This window comes from Amycolatopsis bartoniae, assembly GCF_014191255.1.
In the GTDB taxonomy this organism is placed as follows: domain Bacteria; phylum Actinomycetota; class Actinomycetes; order Mycobacteriales; family Pseudonocardiaceae; genus Amycolatopsis_E; species Amycolatopsis_E bartoniae.
On sequence record NZ_JACHWH010000001.1, the window covers coordinates 863,976 to 881,094 of the forward strand.

The 17,119-nt window shown below is 68.3% G+C and carries 18 protein-coding genes; 10 read left to right on the forward strand and 8 right to left on the reverse strand.

Features of this window, described 5'->3' with window-relative positions:
- Positions 1-6: 6 nt before the first annotated feature.
- Complete coding sequence (locus FHX82_RS04255; protein WP_145933198.1) at positions 7-3,918, forward strand: DNA-directed RNA polymerase subunit beta'; 3,912 nt, start codon at positions 7-9, stop codon at positions 3,916-3,918.
- A 55-nt stretch (positions 3,919-3,973) separates the two neighbouring features.
- Here the strand turns inward: FHX82_RS04255 and FHX82_RS04260 are convergent, their stop codons facing one another.
- From FHX82_RS04260 to FHX82_RS04270, 3 genes are read right to left on the reverse strand one after another with little or no spacing between them, the layout of a single operon-like run.
- Positions 3,974-4,759: a hypothetical protein gene (locus FHX82_RS04260; protein WP_145933197.1), complete on the reverse strand. Its 786-nt coding sequence runs from the start codon at positions 4,757-4,759 to the stop codon at positions 3,974-3,976.
- Positions 4,760-4,761: 2 nt separating this feature from the next.
- Positions 4,762-5,889 carry a WXG100 family type VII secretion target gene (locus tag FHX82_RS04265; RefSeq protein WP_145933196.1) on the reverse strand — a complete coding sequence of 376 codons (1,128 nt, stop codon included), beginning with the start codon at positions 5,887-5,889 and terminating at the stop codon, positions 4,762-4,764.
- Positions 5,889-6,206 (reverse strand): WXG100 family type VII secretion target, encoded by a 318-nt coding sequence (locus FHX82_RS04270; protein ID WP_145933195.1) that lies wholly within the window; start codon positions 6,204-6,206, stop codon positions 5,889-5,891. Before FHX82_RS04270 ends, FHX82_RS04265 begins: the two co-directional genes overlap by 1 nt.
- A gap of 169 nt (positions 6,207-6,375) precedes the next feature.
- On the opposite strand from FHX82_RS04270, the gene FHX82_RS04275 reads away from it, so the two are divergent.
- Positions 6,376-6,525, forward strand: a complete 150-nt coding sequence (locus tag FHX82_RS04275) for a hypothetical protein (protein ID WP_145933194.1) — start codon at positions 6,376-6,378, stop codon at positions 6,523-6,525.
- A 44-nt stretch (positions 6,526-6,569) separates the two neighbouring features.
- Here FHX82_RS04275 and FHX82_RS04280 read toward each other — a convergent pair whose 3' ends face one another.
- Genes FHX82_RS04280 through FHX82_RS04300 form a run of 5 tightly spaced genes read right to left on the reverse strand, consistent with a single transcriptional unit; the run spans position 6,570 to position 9,969 of the window.
- The gene (locus FHX82_RS04280; RefSeq protein WP_145933193.1) at positions 6,570-7,268 is read right to left on the reverse strand and encodes a hypothetical protein; all 699 of its coding nucleotides are present in this window, start codon (positions 7,266-7,268) and stop codon (positions 6,570-6,572) included.
- On the reverse strand, positions 7,265-7,843 hold the full coding sequence (locus tag FHX82_RS04285) for a hypothetical protein (RefSeq protein WP_145933192.1): 579 nt from the start codon (positions 7,841-7,843) through the stop codon (positions 7,265-7,267). Before FHX82_RS04285 ends, FHX82_RS04280 begins: the two co-directional genes overlap by 4 nt.
- A gap of 2 nt (positions 7,844-7,845) precedes the next feature.
- Positions 7,846-8,955 carry a WXG100 family type VII secretion target gene (locus FHX82_RS04290; RefSeq protein WP_145933191.1) on the reverse strand — a complete coding sequence of 370 codons (1,110 nt, stop codon included), beginning with the start codon at positions 8,953-8,955 and terminating at the stop codon, positions 7,846-7,848.
- A 10-nt stretch (positions 8,956-8,965) separates the two neighbouring features.
- The gene (locus FHX82_RS04295) at positions 8,966-9,316 is read right to left on the reverse strand and encodes a type VII secretion target (RefSeq protein ID WP_145933190.1); all 351 of its coding nucleotides are present in this window, start codon (positions 9,314-9,316) and stop codon (positions 8,966-8,968) included.
- Positions 9,316-9,969, reverse strand: coding sequence for a YbaB/EbfC family nucleoid-associated protein (locus FHX82_RS04300; RefSeq protein ID WP_183176471.1), 654 nt, complete (start codon positions 9,967-9,969; stop codon positions 9,316-9,318). Before FHX82_RS04300 ends, FHX82_RS04295 begins: the two co-directional genes overlap by 1 nt.
- A gap of 537 nt (positions 9,970-10,506) precedes the next feature.
- On the opposite strand from FHX82_RS04300, the gene rpsL reads away from it, so the two are divergent.
- From rpsL to rplW, 8 genes are all read left to right on the forward strand, one after another.
- The gene (gene rpsL / locus FHX82_RS04305) at positions 10,507-10,881 is read left to right on the forward strand and encodes a 30S ribosomal protein S12 (protein WP_003102113.1); all 375 of its coding nucleotides are present in this window, start codon (positions 10,507-10,509) and stop codon (positions 10,879-10,881) included.
- Positions 10,881-11,351, forward strand: a complete 471-nt coding sequence (gene rpsG / locus FHX82_RS04310; protein ID WP_145938393.1) for a 30S ribosomal protein S7 — start codon at positions 10,881-10,883, stop codon at positions 11,349-11,351. Before rpsL ends, rpsG begins: the two co-directional genes overlap by 1 nt.
- Before the next feature lie 64 nt (positions 11,352-11,415).
- Positions 11,416-13,515, forward strand: coding sequence for an elongation factor G (fusA, locus tag FHX82_RS04315; RefSeq protein ID WP_145938392.1), 2,100 nt, complete (start codon positions 11,416-11,418; stop codon positions 13,513-13,515).
- A 130-nt stretch (positions 13,516-13,645) separates the two neighbouring features.
- Positions 13,646-14,839: an elongation factor Tu gene (gene tuf, locus FHX82_RS04320; RefSeq protein ID WP_145938391.1), complete on the forward strand. Its 1,194-nt coding sequence runs from the start codon at positions 13,646-13,648 to the stop codon at positions 14,837-14,839.
- 296 nt (positions 14,840-15,135) lie between these two features.
- A complete protein-coding gene (gene rpsJ, locus FHX82_RS04325) occupies positions 15,136-15,441 on the forward strand; it encodes a 30S ribosomal protein S10 (RefSeq protein ID WP_003883485.1) in 306 nt (101 codons plus the stop codon).
- Between the two features lie 31 nt (positions 15,442-15,472).
- Positions 15,473-16,129 (forward strand): 50S ribosomal protein L3, encoded by a 657-nt coding sequence (gene rplC / locus FHX82_RS04330; protein WP_145938390.1) that lies wholly within the window; start codon positions 15,473-15,475, stop codon positions 16,127-16,129.
- The gene (gene rplD / locus FHX82_RS04335; RefSeq protein ID WP_145938389.1) at positions 16,126-16,809 is read left to right on the forward strand and encodes a 50S ribosomal protein L4; all 684 of its coding nucleotides are present in this window, start codon (positions 16,126-16,128) and stop codon (positions 16,807-16,809) included. Before rplC ends, rplD begins: the two co-directional genes overlap by 4 nt.
- Positions 16,806-17,117: a 50S ribosomal protein L23 gene (gene rplW / locus FHX82_RS04340; RefSeq protein ID WP_145938388.1), complete on the forward strand. Its 312-nt coding sequence runs from the start codon at positions 16,806-16,808 to the stop codon at positions 17,115-17,117. Before rplD ends, rplW begins: the two co-directional genes overlap by 4 nt.
- Positions 17,118-17,119 lie beyond the last annotated feature (2 nt).

Sequence of the window (17,119 nt, forward strand, 5' to 3'; positions counted from 1 at the left end):
AAGGACGTGCTGGACGTCAATTTCTTCGATGAGCTCCGGATCGGCCTGGCCACCGCGGACGACATCCGTCAGTGGTCCTTCGGCGAGGTGAAGAAGCCGGAGACCATCAACTACCGCACGCTCAAGCCCGAGAAGGACGGCCTCTTCTGCGAGAAGATCTTCGGCCCCACCCGGGACTGGGAGTGCTACTGCGGCAAGTACAAGCGGGTGCGCTTCAAGGGCATCATCTGCGAGCGCTGCGGTGTCGAGGTCACGCGGGCCAAGGTGCGCCGTGAGCGGATGGGCCACATCGAGCTGGCCGCCCCGGTCACCCACATCTGGTACTTCAAGGGCGTGCCGTCGCGGCTGGGTTACCTGCTGGACCTGGCCCCGAAGGACCTCGAAAAGATCATCTACTTCGCGGCCTACGTGATCACCGGCGTGAACACCGAGCTGCGGCACAACGACCTGCCGACGCTCGAAAACGAGATCGGTGTCGAGCGCAAGAACATCGAGACCAAGCGCGACTCCGACATCGAGGCGCGGGCGCAGAAGCTCGAAGCCGACCTCGCGCAGCTCGAGGCCGAGGGTGCCAAGTCCGACGTGCGCCGCAAGGTCAAGGAGGGCGGCGAGCGTGAGATGCGCCAGCTCCGCGACCGGGCCCAGCGCGAGCTGGACCGGCTCGAGGAGATCTGGACCACCTTCACCAAGCTCGAACCGCGGCAGCTGATCGCGGACGAGATGCTCTACCGCGAGCTGTACGACCGCTACGGCGAGTACTTCACCGGCGGCATGGGCGCGGAGGCCATCCAGAAGCTGGCCACCGAGTTCGACGTCAGCGCGGAGGCCGAGAACCTGCGCGAGACCATCCGCAGCGGCAAGGGGCAGAAGAAGCTCCGCGCGCTCAAGCGGCTCAAGGTCGTCGCGGCGTTCCAGGCCACCGGCAACGACCCGCGCGGCATGGTGCTCGACGCCGTCCCGGTGATCCCGCCGGACCTGCGCCCGATGGTGCAGCTCGACGGTGGCCGCTTCGCCACCTCGGACCTGAACGACCTGTACCGCCGGGTCATCAACCGGAACAACCGCCTCAAGCGGCTGATCGACCTCGGCGCGCCCGAGATCATCGTCAACAACGAGAAGCGGATGCTGCAGGAGGCCGTCGACGCGCTGTTCGACAACGGCCGCCGCGGCCGTCCGGTCACCGGGCCGGGCAACCGGCCGCTGAAGTCGCTGTCCGACCTGCTCAAGGGCAAGCAGGGCCGGTTCCGCCAGAACCTGCTCGGCAAGCGCGTCGACTACTCGGGCCGTTCGGTCATCATCGTCGGCCCGCAGCTGAAGCTGCACCAGTGCGGTCTGCCGAAGGACATGGCGCTGGAGCTGTTCAAGCCGTTCGTGATGAAGCGGCTGGTCGACCTGAACCACGCGCAGAACATCAAGTCCGCGAAGCGGATGGTCGAGCGGGCCCGCCCGGCCGTGTGGGACGTGCTGGAAGAGGTCATCACCGGGCACCCGGTGCTGCTCAACCGCGCGCCGACGCTGCACCGCCTCGGCATCCAGGCCTTCGAGCCGCAGCTGGTCGAGGGCAAGGCCATCCAGCTGCACCCGCTGGTCTGCGAGGCGTTCAACGCGGACTTCGACGGTGACCAGATGGCGGTGCACCTGCCGCTGTCGGCCGAGGCGCAGGCCGAGGCCCGGATCCTGATGCTGTCGGCGAACAACATCCTGTCGCCGGCGTCGGGCCGTCCGCTCGCCATGCCGCGTCTGGACATGGTCACGGGTCTGTTCCACCTGACCCGACTGGACGAGAACGCGGCCGGTGCCGGGCACGCCTACGCGTCGCCGGCCGAGGCCATCATGGCCTTCGACCGCAAGGCGCTGGGCCTGCACGCGCCGATCAAGATCCGGATCAACGACCGGCAGCCGGGCAAGGCCGACCTGGCCAGGCTCGCCGAGGCCGGCTGGGAGCCGGGTCAGCCGTGGCTGGCCGAGACCACGCTGGGCCGGGTGCTGTTCAACGAGCTGCTGCCCGCGGACTACCCGTTCGTGAACGAGCCGATGCCGAAGAAGCGGCAGGCCGCGATCGTGAACGACCTCGCCGAGCGGTACTCGATGACGCAGGTCGCGCAGACCCTCGACCGGCTCAAGGACGCCGGCTTCTACTGGGCGACGCGGTCCGGCGTCACCGTGTCGATCACCGACGTGGTCGTGCCCAAGGAGAAGAAGGAGATCCTCGACCAGTACGAGGCCAAGGCCGACCAGGTCGAGAAGCGCTACCAGCGCGGTCAGCTCTCGCACGCCGAGCGCAACAACGAGCTGGTCAAGGTGTGGAGCCAGGCGACCGACGACGTCGCCAAGGTCATGGAGGACGCCTTCCCGGAGGACAACCCGATCTCGATGATCGTGAAGTCCGGTGCGGCGGGCAACATGACCCAGGTCCGTTCGCTGGCCGGTATGCGTGGTCTGGTGTCGAACCCGAAGGGTGAGTACATCCCGCGTCCGATCAAGGCGAACTTCCGCGAGGGCCTGTCGGTGGCCGAGTACTTCATCGCCACCCACGGTGCCCGGAAGGGTCTGGCCGACACCGCGCTGCGGACCGCCGACTCGGGTTACCTGACCCGGCGTCTGGTGGACGTGTCGCAGGACGTCATCGTCCGCGAGACCGACTGCGGTACCCGCCGCGGCATCAACATGCCGATCGGCGAGGACCTCGGTGACGGGCGGGTCGTGCGTGCCCAGCACGTCGAGACCAGCGCGTACGCGCGGACTCTCGCCACGGACGCCACGGACGCCCAGGGCAACGTGGTGCTCAACGCGGGTGACGACCTCGGTGACCCGGCCATCGAGAAGCTGCTCTCCAGCGGCATCTCGAAGGTCAAGGTGCGCAGCGTGCTGACCTGTGAGTCGGCCGTGGGTGTGTGTGCGATGTGCTACGGCCGTTCGATGGCCACCGGCAAGCTGGTGGACGTGGGCGAGGCCGTCGGTATCGTCGCCGCCCAGTCGATCGGTGAGCCGGGTACCCAGCTGACGATGCGTACCTTCCACCAGGGTGGTGTCGCCGGTGACGACATCACCACGGGTCTGCCGCGTGTCACCGAGCTGTTCGAGGCCCGCGTGCCGAAGGGCAAGGCGCCGATCGCCGACGTCGACGGCCGCGTGCGGATCGAGGAGAGCGAGCGGTTCTGGAAGATCACGCTGATCCCGGACGACGGCAGCGAGGAGATCGTCTTCGACAAGCTGTCGAAGCGGCAGCGCCTGGCCAACACGCCGACCGGGCCGCTGGCGGACGGTGACCACGTCAACGTCGGTCAGCCGCTGCTCGAAGGCACGCCGGACCCGCACGAGGTCCTGCGCGTCATGGGGCCGCGTGAGGCGCAGATCCACCTGGTGGACGAGGTCCAGAAGGTGTACCGCGCGCAGGGTGTGTCGATCCACGACAAGCACATCGAGGTCATCGTCCGGCAGATGCTGCGCCGGGTGACGATCATCGACTCCGGTGCCACGGACTTCCTGCCGGGCGAGCTGCCCGAGCGGACCAAGTTCGAGGCGACCAACCGGCAGGTCGTGGCCGAGGGCGGGCAGCCGGCCTCGGGCCGTCCGGTGCTGATGGGCATCACGAAGGCGTCGTTGACCACGGACTCGTGGCTGTCGGCGGCGTCGTTCCAGGAGACCACGCGAGTCCTGACCGATGCGGCGATCAACGGCCGCAGCGACAAGCTCGTGGGCCTCAAGGAGAACGTGATCATCGGTAAGCTGATCCCGGCCGGTACGGGCATCAACCGCTACCGCAACATCCAGGTGCAGCCGACGGAGGAGGCCCGGGTGGCGGCGTACGCCATCCCGTCCTACGACGACGGCTACTACACCCCGGATGTGTTCGGCAGCGGCACGGGTGCCGCCGTCCCGCTGGACGACTACGACTTCGGTCGCGACTTCCGCTGACCCGAGTTGTGCACGAACCCCCCGGTTCCCTCGCGGAGCCGGGGGGTTCGTCGTTTCAGCCCCGGCGGGCGCCGGGGATGCGGTCGAGCAGGCCGAGCATCGCGTCGACGGTGGTCAGCAGCGTCTGTGGCTGGATGCGGGTGGGCCAGGTGGCGTACAGCAGCCCGCTCTCGAAGGTGAGGCCCCACGGCAGCGCGCCGGTGTTCCGTGACAACCACTCCAGCGCCTCGGGTGTGAGCGGAGCACCCTGGGGAGCGCTGCTGAACGCGACCCAGTCCGTGCTGACGGAGAGCGGCAGGTTCACTTCCAGCCACTGGCCCTGCTGCTGCGCCACCGTGACGGGAGCTTCTCGCACCGGTTTGCCGCCGAGAGCCAGGATGCTGTCCGGTTTCACCGGGCGACCGCGGAAGTCCGTGTGCAGGCGGCGGTGGAGTTTCATCGGAGGTAGCGGGGCGGTGGCCACGTCGATCCGGTGCTCGTAGAACGTGCTCGTGCCGTTGGACACCGCCCTGCGCATCGACGCCTCGCTGACCCGGACCTGCCAGCCGTCGCGCCGGAAGTCCAGCGCGGTCTCGAAGCGCGGTTTCCGGACAGTGCCCATCCAGTTGATCAGGCCACCGACATGGGTCTTGAACGGCGGGCGCAGCCCGGTAGACCACGCCGTCGCCTCGTCCCGTCCGATCACCACTCCGCCGATCGAGGCGGTCAGCGCCGCCAGCGCCTCGTAGTGCTTGCGATCCTCACGCCGCTCGCGACGCCGCACCCACCAGAACGTGAGGCTGATCGGTAGTACGAGGCAAACCAGCACCGCCAGCGCGATCCGCAGCTCGAACTCACCCATGCTCAGATGTCCAGGTACCCCTCGGTCTCTTCCTTCGGTTGGTCCTCGCCGACGTCGTCGACCTCCGCGGCCTTCATCCCGCCGCTGACGTTGCGCAGCGGCTTGTCGATCCCCGCGTTCTGGCCCTTGCCCAGCCCCAGCTCCGAGACGGCCGTGTCGCGCGCCGTGTTCAGCAGCGACTTGCCCAGGCCGTCGTTGAGACGGCCGCCGAGCAACCCCTCGTTGCTCCACAGCTTGGTGAGCGGGGACTTGTCGCCGAACTCCTTCTTCGCGGCGTCGGCGAAGATGTTGCCCACCCGCTTGTTGAGCATGGCTCGCTGGAAGGCTGTGCGCACGTTCCCCAGCCGGGAGACCAGGTTCCGCAGGAACGCCAGGATCCGGTCGAGGAACTCCCGCAGCTTGGCGACGATCCGCGACACCCGGCTGCCGGTCTGCGCCGCCCGCACGCCGGTCGCCGTGCCGGCCGCGGCGGTCGAGGCACCGAAGCTCGGGATCGCGGCCGCCAGCGCGGGGATCCAGATCATGATCAGCCAGGTGATCAGCTCGGTGAGGATGGCCTTGATGAAGTCCTCGACGACGGTCATGATCATGCTGGAGATCTGCAGCATCCGCGCCAGTTCACCGGCCTGCCCGGCGACGCCGTCGATGCCGTTCGCGAACTCGCCCAGCTTCGTGCTCGCCGCCTCGCCCGCGGGCCCGCCCCAGCTCGTCACCGAGTCCGCCAGCTCCTGCTCGAAGCGCTTGCCGAGGTCGGCGACGCCCTTGCCGATGGCGTTGAAGTTCTCCGCGGCCTGCGACAGCGCCGGGCCGTCGCCGCTGACGAAGTGGATCGCGTCCTCCAGCGGCTGCACCACGCTGATCAGGAAGTTCAGCCCCTGCCCGACCAGCCAGCCGATCGGGTCGGTCGCGATGCCGTAGGCGCTGGTGCCCACCGCGCCGAGCAGCGCCGTGCCCTCGGAGGCCAGGTTGGACACCTCCGAGCCGTCCGCGCCGTCGCTGAACTTGCCCACGGCGTCCTTGGTCTTGAGGTAGTTGCCGTAGAACGGGACCGCCTCGGCCATCTTCTGGCCGGTGTCCTTGTCGCCGGTGGTGATCTCGACGCCACCGGCCTTGGTCTTCTCTTCAGCCATCAGTGGCCCTCGATCTCCAGCTGGAAGCCCTTCAGGAGGTCCTTCACCGCGTCCTCCTGCGCCTGGTAGCCGTCCGCGGCGCCGCGGAACTTCTCCGCCCCCGACTGCAGCCCCTCCTGCAGGTCGGTGAACAGGTCGTTCAGGTCGGCCAGCATCCCGGTGTACTTCTGCTTCACGAACAGGCCGACCACGCCCCACGACTTGTCGGACACGTCGGCTTTGCTCACCAAGCCCGCGATCTCGCCGGCGGTGCCGCGCTGGGCGTCGAGCTTGCCGGCGTACTGCCGCAGCTCGTTGGCGTCGACGTCGAAGCTCATCGGCCCTCCTCGTCCTCGTCTTCCCCGGTTCGACCACACGGCCGCCGGATCGGTTCCGGACAAAGTACTCATTGGTGACGCGAGCAGGGGCACGGCTCACTCGCCCCGTCCCTTCTCGGTAGCGTGTCGCCAGAGGGGTTCGCACGAAGCGAGCAACGAGGAGGGCGTTGTGAACACTGACGAGAACGGGAGCCAGCAGGAGGCTCCGGCCACCGGACGGCACGCCGCACCCGAGGGGGCGCCGCGGCACCCGGCGATCGACCTGTCCCGGGACCCGAACCCCGGCAGGCCGGACCACGCCAAGCCGGACGAGGACTGAGGCACCCGGGCCCTGGACGTGCGGTCCGGGGCCCGGCTGCTGTTTCACACCGGTTCCGCGGCCTGCTTCTTCTCCCGGAGCGCGAAGGCCATCAGCACGCCGCCGGCGACCAGCCCGAAGGCGCCGCCGCCGGTGATCACCCACGCAGCGGAGTCGTCCTCGATCATCACCGTCGGCCACAGCCGCGAGATCGTGACGGGCACGGAGTCGCCCACCTCCGGCAGAGGAGCCCACGACAGCCACATGCTGCCGTCGAGGTGGTGCGTCGTGCCGCCCAGGACGTAGTCGCCGTCCACGTTGTCGACGGAGCCCTTGCGCCCGTGCCTGCCGTGGTTCACGTCGGTGATCCGCAGCTCGACGGGCTGCGCGAGGCCGGTCAGGTGCATGAGCCCCTCGGCGGCGAACACCGCGCCGGGCAGCAGGCAGACCAGGCCGAACGCGCCGAGCAGCACGGCGGGCCAGAGCGGGCCGTTCTTCCCCCGGCGCCTCCGCGGCTCGCCGAGCCGCTGCGCCACGAAGATCACCACGAACGGCACGAACACGAACAGGAAGACGAAGAAGAACACCCCGCCGACGACCCCGCCCGACAGTGCGGCGGGCAGCAGCCACGACGTCGTCGTCACGGTGGCCACCACTCCGGCGGCGATCCGCGGCCCCACGCCGAACCGGCGCCCGGCGGCCTGCAGCGCGATGGCCAGCGCGTACCCGCAGACCGCGACGAGGAAGTAGTCGAGAACGCTCACGAGGTGCCCGCCAGCTTGTCGAGGGCGCCCGTCATCCGGCGCCGGCTCAGGTGCCCGAACCAGCTGACCGACCGCATTCCGGCGTCCTCCTGCACGACGTCCCCGGTGTCCAGCAGCTTGCGGTTGCGGGCCCACTCCACGAAGTCGGGGTAGAACGCGATCGGATCGCCGTTGACCACGGTGCCCCGCCGCCCGGCGTTGAAGCCCTGGAACGGCCGGTCCGACACGGCCATCGTGACCACCGAGTAGTAGCGCACGTACTTCCCGCGCTGCCGTAGCGGATCGTGGCTGTGGCGGCGCTTCACGGACACCTCGATCCCGTGCACGGGACGGCCGCGGTAGGTGCCGAGGAACTCGCACATCATGCCCGGCAACGGGGTTTCCCAGCCCTGGCTGCCGTCGCCCGGCAGGTCGCCCGCCGGCTCGTACCCGACCGGCCTCCCGCGCGCCCGCCAGCCACGCCGCCGCGCGAACGCGGGCAGCACCAGTAGCCGGAACACGACGGGGGAGAGCACGGCCCAGAGGAGACCGACGACCAGGACCAGACCCGCGACGGCGCCCACATCCACTGCCACGCCTAGAAGTCCAGCTTCTTCTCAGTGTCCTCAGTGGACGCTTCGTCGCCGGTGTCCCCGTACTCCACGGTCTTGCTGACCTTGTCGAAGTAGTCCGGCACCTTCGACAGCTTCACCTGGTCCTTCGCCGTCTCGCCGACCTTCTTGAGCACGGACTTGCCGAGGCCCTCGCTGACCCGGCTGCCGACCATGCCCTCGGCCGAGTCGTAGAGCCGCGCCGTCCGGCTCGCGGTGCGGCCCGCGGCCTTGGCCGAGTCGACCTCCAGGTGTGCCAGGCTGGAGCTCATCTTCTTGGTGTCCATGACGCGCTGGAAGTTCGTCCGCAGGTTCCCCATGAACGACTTGAGGTTCGCCAGCATCTCGCGGATCCGGTCCAGCAGCTGCCGCAGCTTGTTCACCATCCGCGTCGCGCGCGAACCCGTCTGCGCCGCGCGGACGCCGGTGGCGGTGCCCGCCGCCGCGGTCGAGGCCCCGCAGCTGGGAACCGCGGCCGCGAGCGCGGGGATCCAGATCATGATCAGCCAGGTGATGAGCTCGGTCAGCAGGCCCTTGATGAACTCCTCGATGACCGTCATGACCATGCTGGAGATCTGCAGCAGCTGCGCGATGTCACCGGCCTTGCCCGCGACCTCGCCGATCCCGCCCGCGAACTGCCCCAGCTTGTCCGCGGCGGTCTCCGCGCCCCTGCCCTCCCACTTGGCGAGCGCCTCCTGGGCGTGCTGCCCGAACTGCTCGCCGAAGTCGGACAGGCCCTGCCCGATGTTGCCGAAGTTGCCCGCGGCCCGGCCCAGCTCCTCGCCGTCACCGCTGACGAAGTGGATGGCGTCCTGCAGGGGCTGGCAGATCGCGAGCAGGAAGTCCAGGCCCTTGCCGACCAGCCAGCCGATCGGGTCGGTGGCGATGTCGGAGACGTCCATGCAGGACTGGACGAGGCTGCCGCCGTCCGCGGCGATCCCGCGGACCTCGTCGAAGCCGACGCTGCCGTCTGCCAGCGCGTCCTTGCCGCCCTGGAACACCTTGACGGCGTCCCCGACGAACGGGATCGCGTCGACGACCTGTTCGCCGTAGCCCTTCTCGTCCTCGATCTCGATGGAACCCAACGGGTCCGACACGGCTGCCCCCTCAGGCGTTCAGGTCGCGCACGACCACGTCGTCGAGCTGTTTCACGATTTCGGACAGGGCCTGCTTGTGCTCGTCGTCCTTGTTCTTGTACGCCTTGGCCGCAGTGCCGATCTTGTCGGAGGCCGACTGGAGGCCGTCCTCCATCTCCTTCAGCAGGTCCTTCAGGTCGTCCAGCATGTCGGTGTACTTCTGCTTCACGAACAGCCCGACCACGCCCCACGACTTGTCGGACACGTCGGCCTCGCCCACCTGGTCGGTGACCTTCGAGACGGCGTCCTTGTTGCCCTTCAGCTCGCCGGAGTACTTCGTCAGCGCCGCGATGTCGACCGCGTACCCGTCCTTCGGCGCCATCACTGGTCCTCGTTGTCGTAGAGGTTGAGGTACCCGCCTTCCTGCGGCCGCTGCTGCGGGCGCGGCGGCGGCGTCTGCTGCGAGTCGCGGCGCAGGACGCTCTCCTGCGAGAAGTCGTCGGGCTCGGCCGGGGGCCGCGGGGGAGCCGGGCGGCGGACCGGGGTGGGCGGCGGCGCGGGCCGTGCGGGGCCTCCCGCGGGCGGCGGGGGAGTCGGCGGCGCCTGCGGTGGCGCGGGCTGCTGCTTCTCCTGCTCCATGGCGGCGCGCAGCTCCTCCGGCGTGGTGCCGAACAGCTGGGCCTGGGTCTCCAGCACCTGGTCGGTCAGGTGCATGTCGTCGCCGAGCGCGTCCTCCACGATCCCGGCCTGCCGGCGGGCGGCCTCGGCGACAGCGCGCTGCAGCGTCGACATCAGCGCCGCGGACAGCGCCTGCGGGGACTGGCGCAGCGCGAGGTCGGTCAGCCGGATGTCCTTGATCGAGCCGGACGGGCCGGCGACCACGGTGACCGACCGGTCGGGGGTGGTGGCCACCGCCTCCAGTCCGGCCAGCTCCTGCTGCATCCGCCCGACCTCGGCGAACTGCTCGTCGACGCGTTTCAACCTGGCCTGGAACTGCTCGAACTGGGCGACGAGCTGATCGAACTCGGCCGACACGGCACGACCTTTCGCGGAAGAGGGACGACTGGCACGACACGCCCACAACGGACGTGCGAGCCCATCTTGGCCGATGGCGTTCCGCTCGTGGGCCGAATGGCGCAATTGATCCAGCGGCTCACTCCTCCGGGGCGACTGACGTGGGAATCAGCGGGCGGGGCTGCGCGTTGTAAGCCGTGCGGGTGATCGGGAACGGCCGAAGATCGATCCGCCCCACGGCCGGGACGGATGGGCTAGGGTGAAGCGTCGGGCCACTCGCACCGCCCGTATGCCCCTCAAGTCACCCCCGATGTGACCGGTCTCGGATCGGGCGGGTATCTTTGACGACTGTGCCCGGCACGCGCTGGGCCGCTCTGCGTGCCGTCAGGTCGCGTCAGGGTGCGAAAGCGCCCCGACCCGCACCGCGGTGATGCGGGGCTCCGCGGAAATCCGAGGGAACGTTATCGGCCGCAAGGCCTAGACGCGGGCCGACACGCCCGACCTCGGGGGCCGGGGACTGAAGACGGAACAAGCAAGACGCGACAGAAAGCTGGTCCATTGCCCACGATCCAGCAGCTGGTCCGCAAGGGCCGCCAGGACAAGGCTGCCAAGCAGAAGACCGCGGCGCTCAAGGGGAGCCCGCAGCGGCGTGGCGTGTGCACTCGCGTGTACACCACCACCCCGAAGAAGCCGAACTCGGCGCTGCGCAAGGTCGCGCGTGTGAAGCTGACCAGCGGCATCGAGGTCACCGCCTACATCCCGGGCGAGGGCCACAACCTGCAGGAGCACTCGATGGTGCTCGTGCGTGGTGGTCGCGTCAAGGACCTCCCCGGCGTTCGCTACAAGATCATCCGCGGTTCCCTGGACACCCAGGGCGTGAAGAACCGCAAGCAGGCGCGCAGCCGGTACGGCGCGAAGAAGGAGAAGAGCTAATGCCCCGCAAGGGACCGGCCCCGAAGCGGCCGTTGATCTCCGACCCGGTCTACGGCTCCCCGCTGGTCACCCAGCTGGTGAACAAGGTGCTGACCGACGGCAAGCGGTCGCTGGCCGAGCGCATCGTCTACGGCGCGCTCGAAGGCGCCCGCGAGAAGACCGGCACCGACCCGGTCGTCACGCTCAAGCGTGCGCTCGACAACGTGAAGCCCGCCATCGAGGTGAAGAGCCGCCGTGTCGGTGGTGCCACCTACCAGGTGCCGATCGAGGTCAAGCCGGGCCGCTCCACCACCCTTGCGCTGCGCTGGCTCGTCAGCTTCTCCCGGCAGCGCCGCGAGAAGACCATGATCGAGCGCCTGCAGAACGAGCTGCTCGACGCGAGCAACGGCCTCGGGGCCAGCGTGAAGCGCCGCGAGGACACCCACAAGATGGCCGAGTCCAACAAGGCGTTCGCCCACTACCGGTGGTGAACGTAGCCCGGCTGCCGACGAAAGCCTGGCCGGGCCCCACGCTTCTAGACAGGGGATTTGTGCAGTGGCACGCGAAGTGCTGACCGACCTCAACAAGGTCCGCAACATCGGCATCATGGCCCACATCGACGCCGGTAAGACCACCACCACCGAGCGGATCCTGTTCTACACCGGGATCAACTACAAGATCGGCGAGGTGCACGACGGCGCCGCGACGATGGACTGGATGGAGGAGGAGCAGAAGCGGGGTATCACCATCACCTCGGCTGCCACCACCACCTTCTGGGCCGACCACCAGATCAACATCATCGACACCCCCGGCCACGTCGACTTCACCGTCGAGGTGGAGCGTTCGCTGCGGGTGCTCGACGGTGCGGTCGCGGTGTTCGACGGCAAGGAGGGCGTCGAGCCCCAGTCCGAGCAGGTCTGGCGCCAGGCCGACAAGTACGAGGTTCCGCGCATCTGCTTCGTCAACAAGATGGACAAGCTGGGTGCGGACTTCTACTTCACCGTGCGCACCATCGAGGAGCGCCTCGGTGCGCGCCCGCTGGTGATCCAGCTGCCGATCGGCGCCGAGAACGACTTCCAGGGCGTGGTCGACCTCGTCCGCATGAAGGCGCTGACCTGGCGCGGTGAGGTCAAGAAGGGTGAGGACTACGAGGTCGAGGACATCCCGGCCGACCTCGCCGACCGCGCCGCGGAGTACCGCGACAAGCTGGTCGAGGCCGTCGCGGAGACCGACGACGCCCTGATGGAGAAGTACTTCGGCGGCGAGGAGCTGACCGAGGCCGAGATCAAGGCCGGTATCCGCAAGCTCACCGTGGCCCGCGAGGCGTACCCGGTGCTGTGCGGCTCCGCGTTCAAGAACAAGGGCGTGCAGCCCATGCTCGACGGCGTGATCGACTACCTGCCGTCGCCGCTGGACGTGCCCGCCGTCGAGGGCACGCTGCCCGACGGCGAGACCAAGGCGACCCGCAGGCCGTCGGTCGACGAGCCGTTCTCCGCGCTCGCGTTCAAGATCGCCGCGCACCCGTTCTTCGGCAAGCTGACCTACGTCCGGGTCTACTCGGGCAAGGTCGCCTCCGGTGCTCAGGTCGTCAACGCGACCAAGGAGCGCAAGGAGCGCATCGGCAAGCTCTTCCAGATGCACTCCAACAAGGAGAACCCGGTCGAGGAGGCCCAGGCGGGCCACATCTACGCGGTCATCGGGCTCAAGGACACCACGACCGGCGACACGCTGGCCGACCCGCAGAACCCGATCGTGCTCGAGTCGATGACCTTCCCCGAGCCGGTCATCCGGGTCGCCATCGAGCCGAAGACCAAGGCCGACCAGGAGAAGCTGTCGACCGCGATCCAGAAGCTCGCCGAGGAGGACCCGACCTTCCAGGTCCAGCTCGACGAGGAGACCGGCCAGACGATCATCGCCGGTATGGGCGAGCTGCACCTCGAGGTGCTGGTCAACCGCATGAAGTCCGACTACAAGGTCGAGGCGAACATCGGTAAGCCGCAGGTCGCCTACCGCGAGACGATCCGCAAGACGGTCGAGAAGCTCGACTACACGCACAAGAAGCAGACCGGTGGCTCCGGTCAGTTCGCCAAGGTGATCATCAAGCTGGAGCCGTTGGCGACGACGGACGGTGCGCTCTACGAGTTCGACAACAAGGTCACCGGTGGCCGCATCCCCCGGGAGTACATCCCCTCGGTGGACGCGGGCGCGCAGGACGCCATGCAGTACGGCGTGCTGGCCGGATACCCGCTGGTCGGGTTGAAGGTGACCCTGTTGGACGGTGCCTACCACGAGGTCGACTCTTCGGAGATGGCGTTCAAGATCGCCGGTTCGATGGCGCTCAAGGAAGCCGCGAAGAAGGCCAGTCCGGCACTGCTGGAGCCGATGATGGCGGTCGAGGTGACCACGCCCGAGGACTACATGGGTGACGTCATCGGTGACCTCAACTCCCGCCGTGGTCAGATCCAGGCCATGGAGGAGCGGGCGGGCACCCGTGTCGTGAAGGCACTGGTTCCGCTCTCGGAGATGTTCGGCTACGTCGGCGACCTGCGGTCCCGCACCCAGGGTCGCGCGAACTACTCCATGACATTCGACTCCTACGCCGAGGTTCCGGCGAACGTCGCGAAGGAGATCATCGCGAAGGCGACGGGGGAGTAATCCCTTAAGCACCCCAACGCGGGCGCCGACAGGGGGCCTCCCCTAAGGTCCGCACAACGAACCAGATCGAGTCGCTGTCCGACTAAGCCACGTCGGCCGGTGAAAAGCAACAGTCCAGGAGGACATTCCAGTGGCGAAGGCGAAGTTCGAGCGGAGCAAGCCGCACGTCAACATCGGAACCATCGGTCACGTCGACCACGGGAAGACCACTCTGACCGCGGCGATCACCAAGGTTCTGCACGACAAGTACCCGGAGCTCAACGAGTCCCGCGCGTTCGACCAGATCGACAACGCGCCGGAGGAGAAGCAGCGCGGTATCACGATCAACATCTCGCACGTCGAGTACCAGACCGAGAAGCGCCACTACGCCCACGTGGACGCCCCCGGTCACGCGGACTACATCAAGAACATGATCACCGGTGCCGCCCAGATGGACGGCGCGATCCTGGTGGTCGCCGCGACCGACGGCCCGATGCCGCAGACTCGTGAGCACGTGCTGCTCGCCCGCCAGGTCGGCGTGCCCTACATCGTGGTGGCCCTGAACAAGGCCGACATGGTGGACGACGAGGAGATCCTGGAGCTCGTCGAGCTCGAGGTCCGTGAGCTGCTGTCCTCGCAGGAGTTCCCCGGCGACGACGCCCCCGTGGTCAAGGTCTCCGGCCTCAAGGCCCTCGAAGGCGACCCGAAGTGGGCGGAGTCGGTCCTGGAGCTCATGCAGGCCGTCGACGACAACGTGCCGGACCCGGTGCGTGACCTCGACAAGCCGTTCCTGATGCCGATCGAGGACGTCTTCACCATCACCGGCCGCGGCACCGTCGTGACCGGTCGTGTGGAGCGCGGCCAGATCAACGTCAACGAAGAGGTCGAGATCGTCGGCATCAAGGAGAAGTCGCAGAAGACGACTGTCACCGGTGTCGAGATGTTCCGCAAGCTGCTCGACTCGGGCCAGGCCGGTGACAACGTCGGCCTGCTGCTGCGTGGCATCAAGCGTGAGGACGTCGAGCGCGGCCAGGTCGTCGTGAAGCCCGGCACCACCACTCCGCACACGGAGTTCGAGGGCTCGGTCTACATCCTGTCCAAGGACGAGGGTGGCCGGCACACGCCGTTCTTCAACAACTACCGCCCGCAGTTCTACTTCCGCACCACCGACGTGACCGGCGTGGTGACCCTCCCCGAGGGCACCGAGATGGTCATGCCGGGCGACAACACCGAGATCTCGGTGTCGCTGATCCAGCCGGTCGCCATGGACGAGGGTCTGCGGTTCGCCATCCGTGAGGGTGGCCGGACCGTCGGCGCCGGCCAGGTCACCAAGATCATCAAGTGATTTCATCCGGCCCCGGGGCGCTTATAGCACCCCGGGGCCGGGTTGTGAAATCACGTGTGCGACACTATTTGGGTTGCTCGTCGCGGGGCGGCCGATTCTCGTTGAGGATCCGGCCGCCCTTGCGTGAGCGGCCTGGGGCCGGCTAGCCCGGCAGATACTCAGACCAACCGGCACGACAACGATCCCACGGGATCAGTCTGCGCTCACCTGGGCGACACGCCCGACCGCGTGGACCGGGCGAAAGCCAGTTGACGTGCGGAAATAGCGGCACAAGACGGTAAGGACGAGCTGCAACCATGGCGGGACAGAAGATCCGCATCAGGCTCAAGGCCTATGACCACGAGGCGATCGACGCCAGCGCGCGCAAGATCGTCGAGACGGTGACGCGCACCGGCGCCTCGGTCGTCGGACCTGTGCCGCTGCCCACCGAGAAGAACGTTTACTGCGTCATCCGCTCGCCGCACAAGTACAAGGACTCGCGCGAGCACTTCGAGATGCGCACGCACAAGCGTCTGATCGACATCCTCGACCCGACGCCGAAGACGGTCGACGCGCTCATGCGCATCGACCTGCCGGCGAGCGTCGACGTCAACATCCAGTAAGCGTTGGGCGAGCGGCGGAGATAAGAGACTCATGTCTGACAGGCAAGTGAAGGGCATCCTGGGCACCAAGCTCGGCATGACCCAGGTCTTCGGCGAGGGCAACCGGATCATCCCGGTCACCGTCGTGCAGGCCGGGCCGAATGTCGTCACCCAGGTGCGCACCAAGGACAACGACGGCTACGAGGCCGTGCAGCTGGCGTTCGGCGCCGTCGACCCCCGCAAGGTCAACAAGCCGCGCACCGGCCACTTCGAGAAGGCGGGCGTGACCCCGCGGCGCCACCTGGTGGAGCTGCGCACGGTCGACGCCGGCAGCTACGAGGTCGGCCAGGAGATCACCGCCGAGGTGTTCCCCGCCGGTTCGCGCGTCGACGTCACCGGCACCAGCAAGGGCAAGGGCTACGCCGGTGTCATGAAGCGCCACGGCTTCAAGGGCCAGGGCGCCAGCCACGGTAACCAGGCCAAGCACCGCGCGCCGGGCTCGATCGGTGGCTGCGCCACCCCGGGCCGCGTGTTCAAGGGCCTGCGCATGGCGGGCCGCATGGGCCACGTCAAGACCACGATGCAGGGCCTCACCGTGCACGACGTGCGCGCCGAGGACGGCCTGCTGCTGATCAAGGGTGCCGTTCCCGGCCCCAACGGCGGCCTCGTGTTCGTCAAGACCGCCGCGAAGGGTGGTGCTACCGCATGACCAGCGTCGAGCTGAAGACCCCGGCCGGCAGCGCCGAGGGCACCGTCGAGCTCCCCGCGGAGATCTTCGACGTCCAGGCCAACGTGCCGCTGATGCACCAGGTGGTGGTGGCCCAGCAGGCGGCCGGCCGCCAGGGCACGCACGACACCAAGACCCGCGGTGAGGTCTCCGGTGGCGGCAAGAAGCCGTACCGGCAGAAGGGCACCGGCCGGGCCCGCCAGGGCTCCACCCGTGCGCCCCAGTTCGCCGGCGGTGGCACCGTCCACGGCCCCACGCCGCGCGACTACGCCCAGCGCACCCCGAAGAAGATGAAGGCCGCCGCGCTGCGCGGTGCCCTCTCCGACCGGGCGCGCGCGGGCCAGGTGCACGTGGTGACCGAGCTGGTGACCGGTGAGAAGCCGTCCACCAAGGCCGCGATCAAGACGCTGTCCGCGCTCACCGAGGCCAAGCGCGTCCTCGTGGTGCTGCACCGCGGCGACGAGCTGTCCTGGCTGTCGGCCCGGAACCTGCCGAACGTGCACCTGCTCTGGTGGGACCAGCTCAACACCTACGACGTGCTGGTCAACGACGACGTGGTGTTCACCAAGACCGCGTACGAAGCCTTCGTCGCCGGGCCCGCCAAGGGCAAGGCCGTCAAGGCTTCCGCGACGTCCAGCGAGGTCGAAGGGAGTGACCAGTGAGCAGCGTGGCCATCTCCGACCCGCGTGACATCCTGCTCGCGCCGGTGATCTCCGAGAAGTCCTACGGGCTGCTCGAAGACCACAAGTACACGTTCATCGTCCGGCCGGACGCGAACAAGACGCAGATCAAGATCGCTGTCGAGCAGGTCTTCGGCGTCAAGGTCGTCAGCGTGAACACGCTCAACCGGACGGGCAAGCGCAAGCGGACCCGCACTGGCTTTGGCAAGCGCAAGGACACCAAGCGCGCCATCGTGACGCTGTCCGCCGAGAGCAAGCCGATCGAGATCTTCGGCGGACCCGCCGCGTAAGG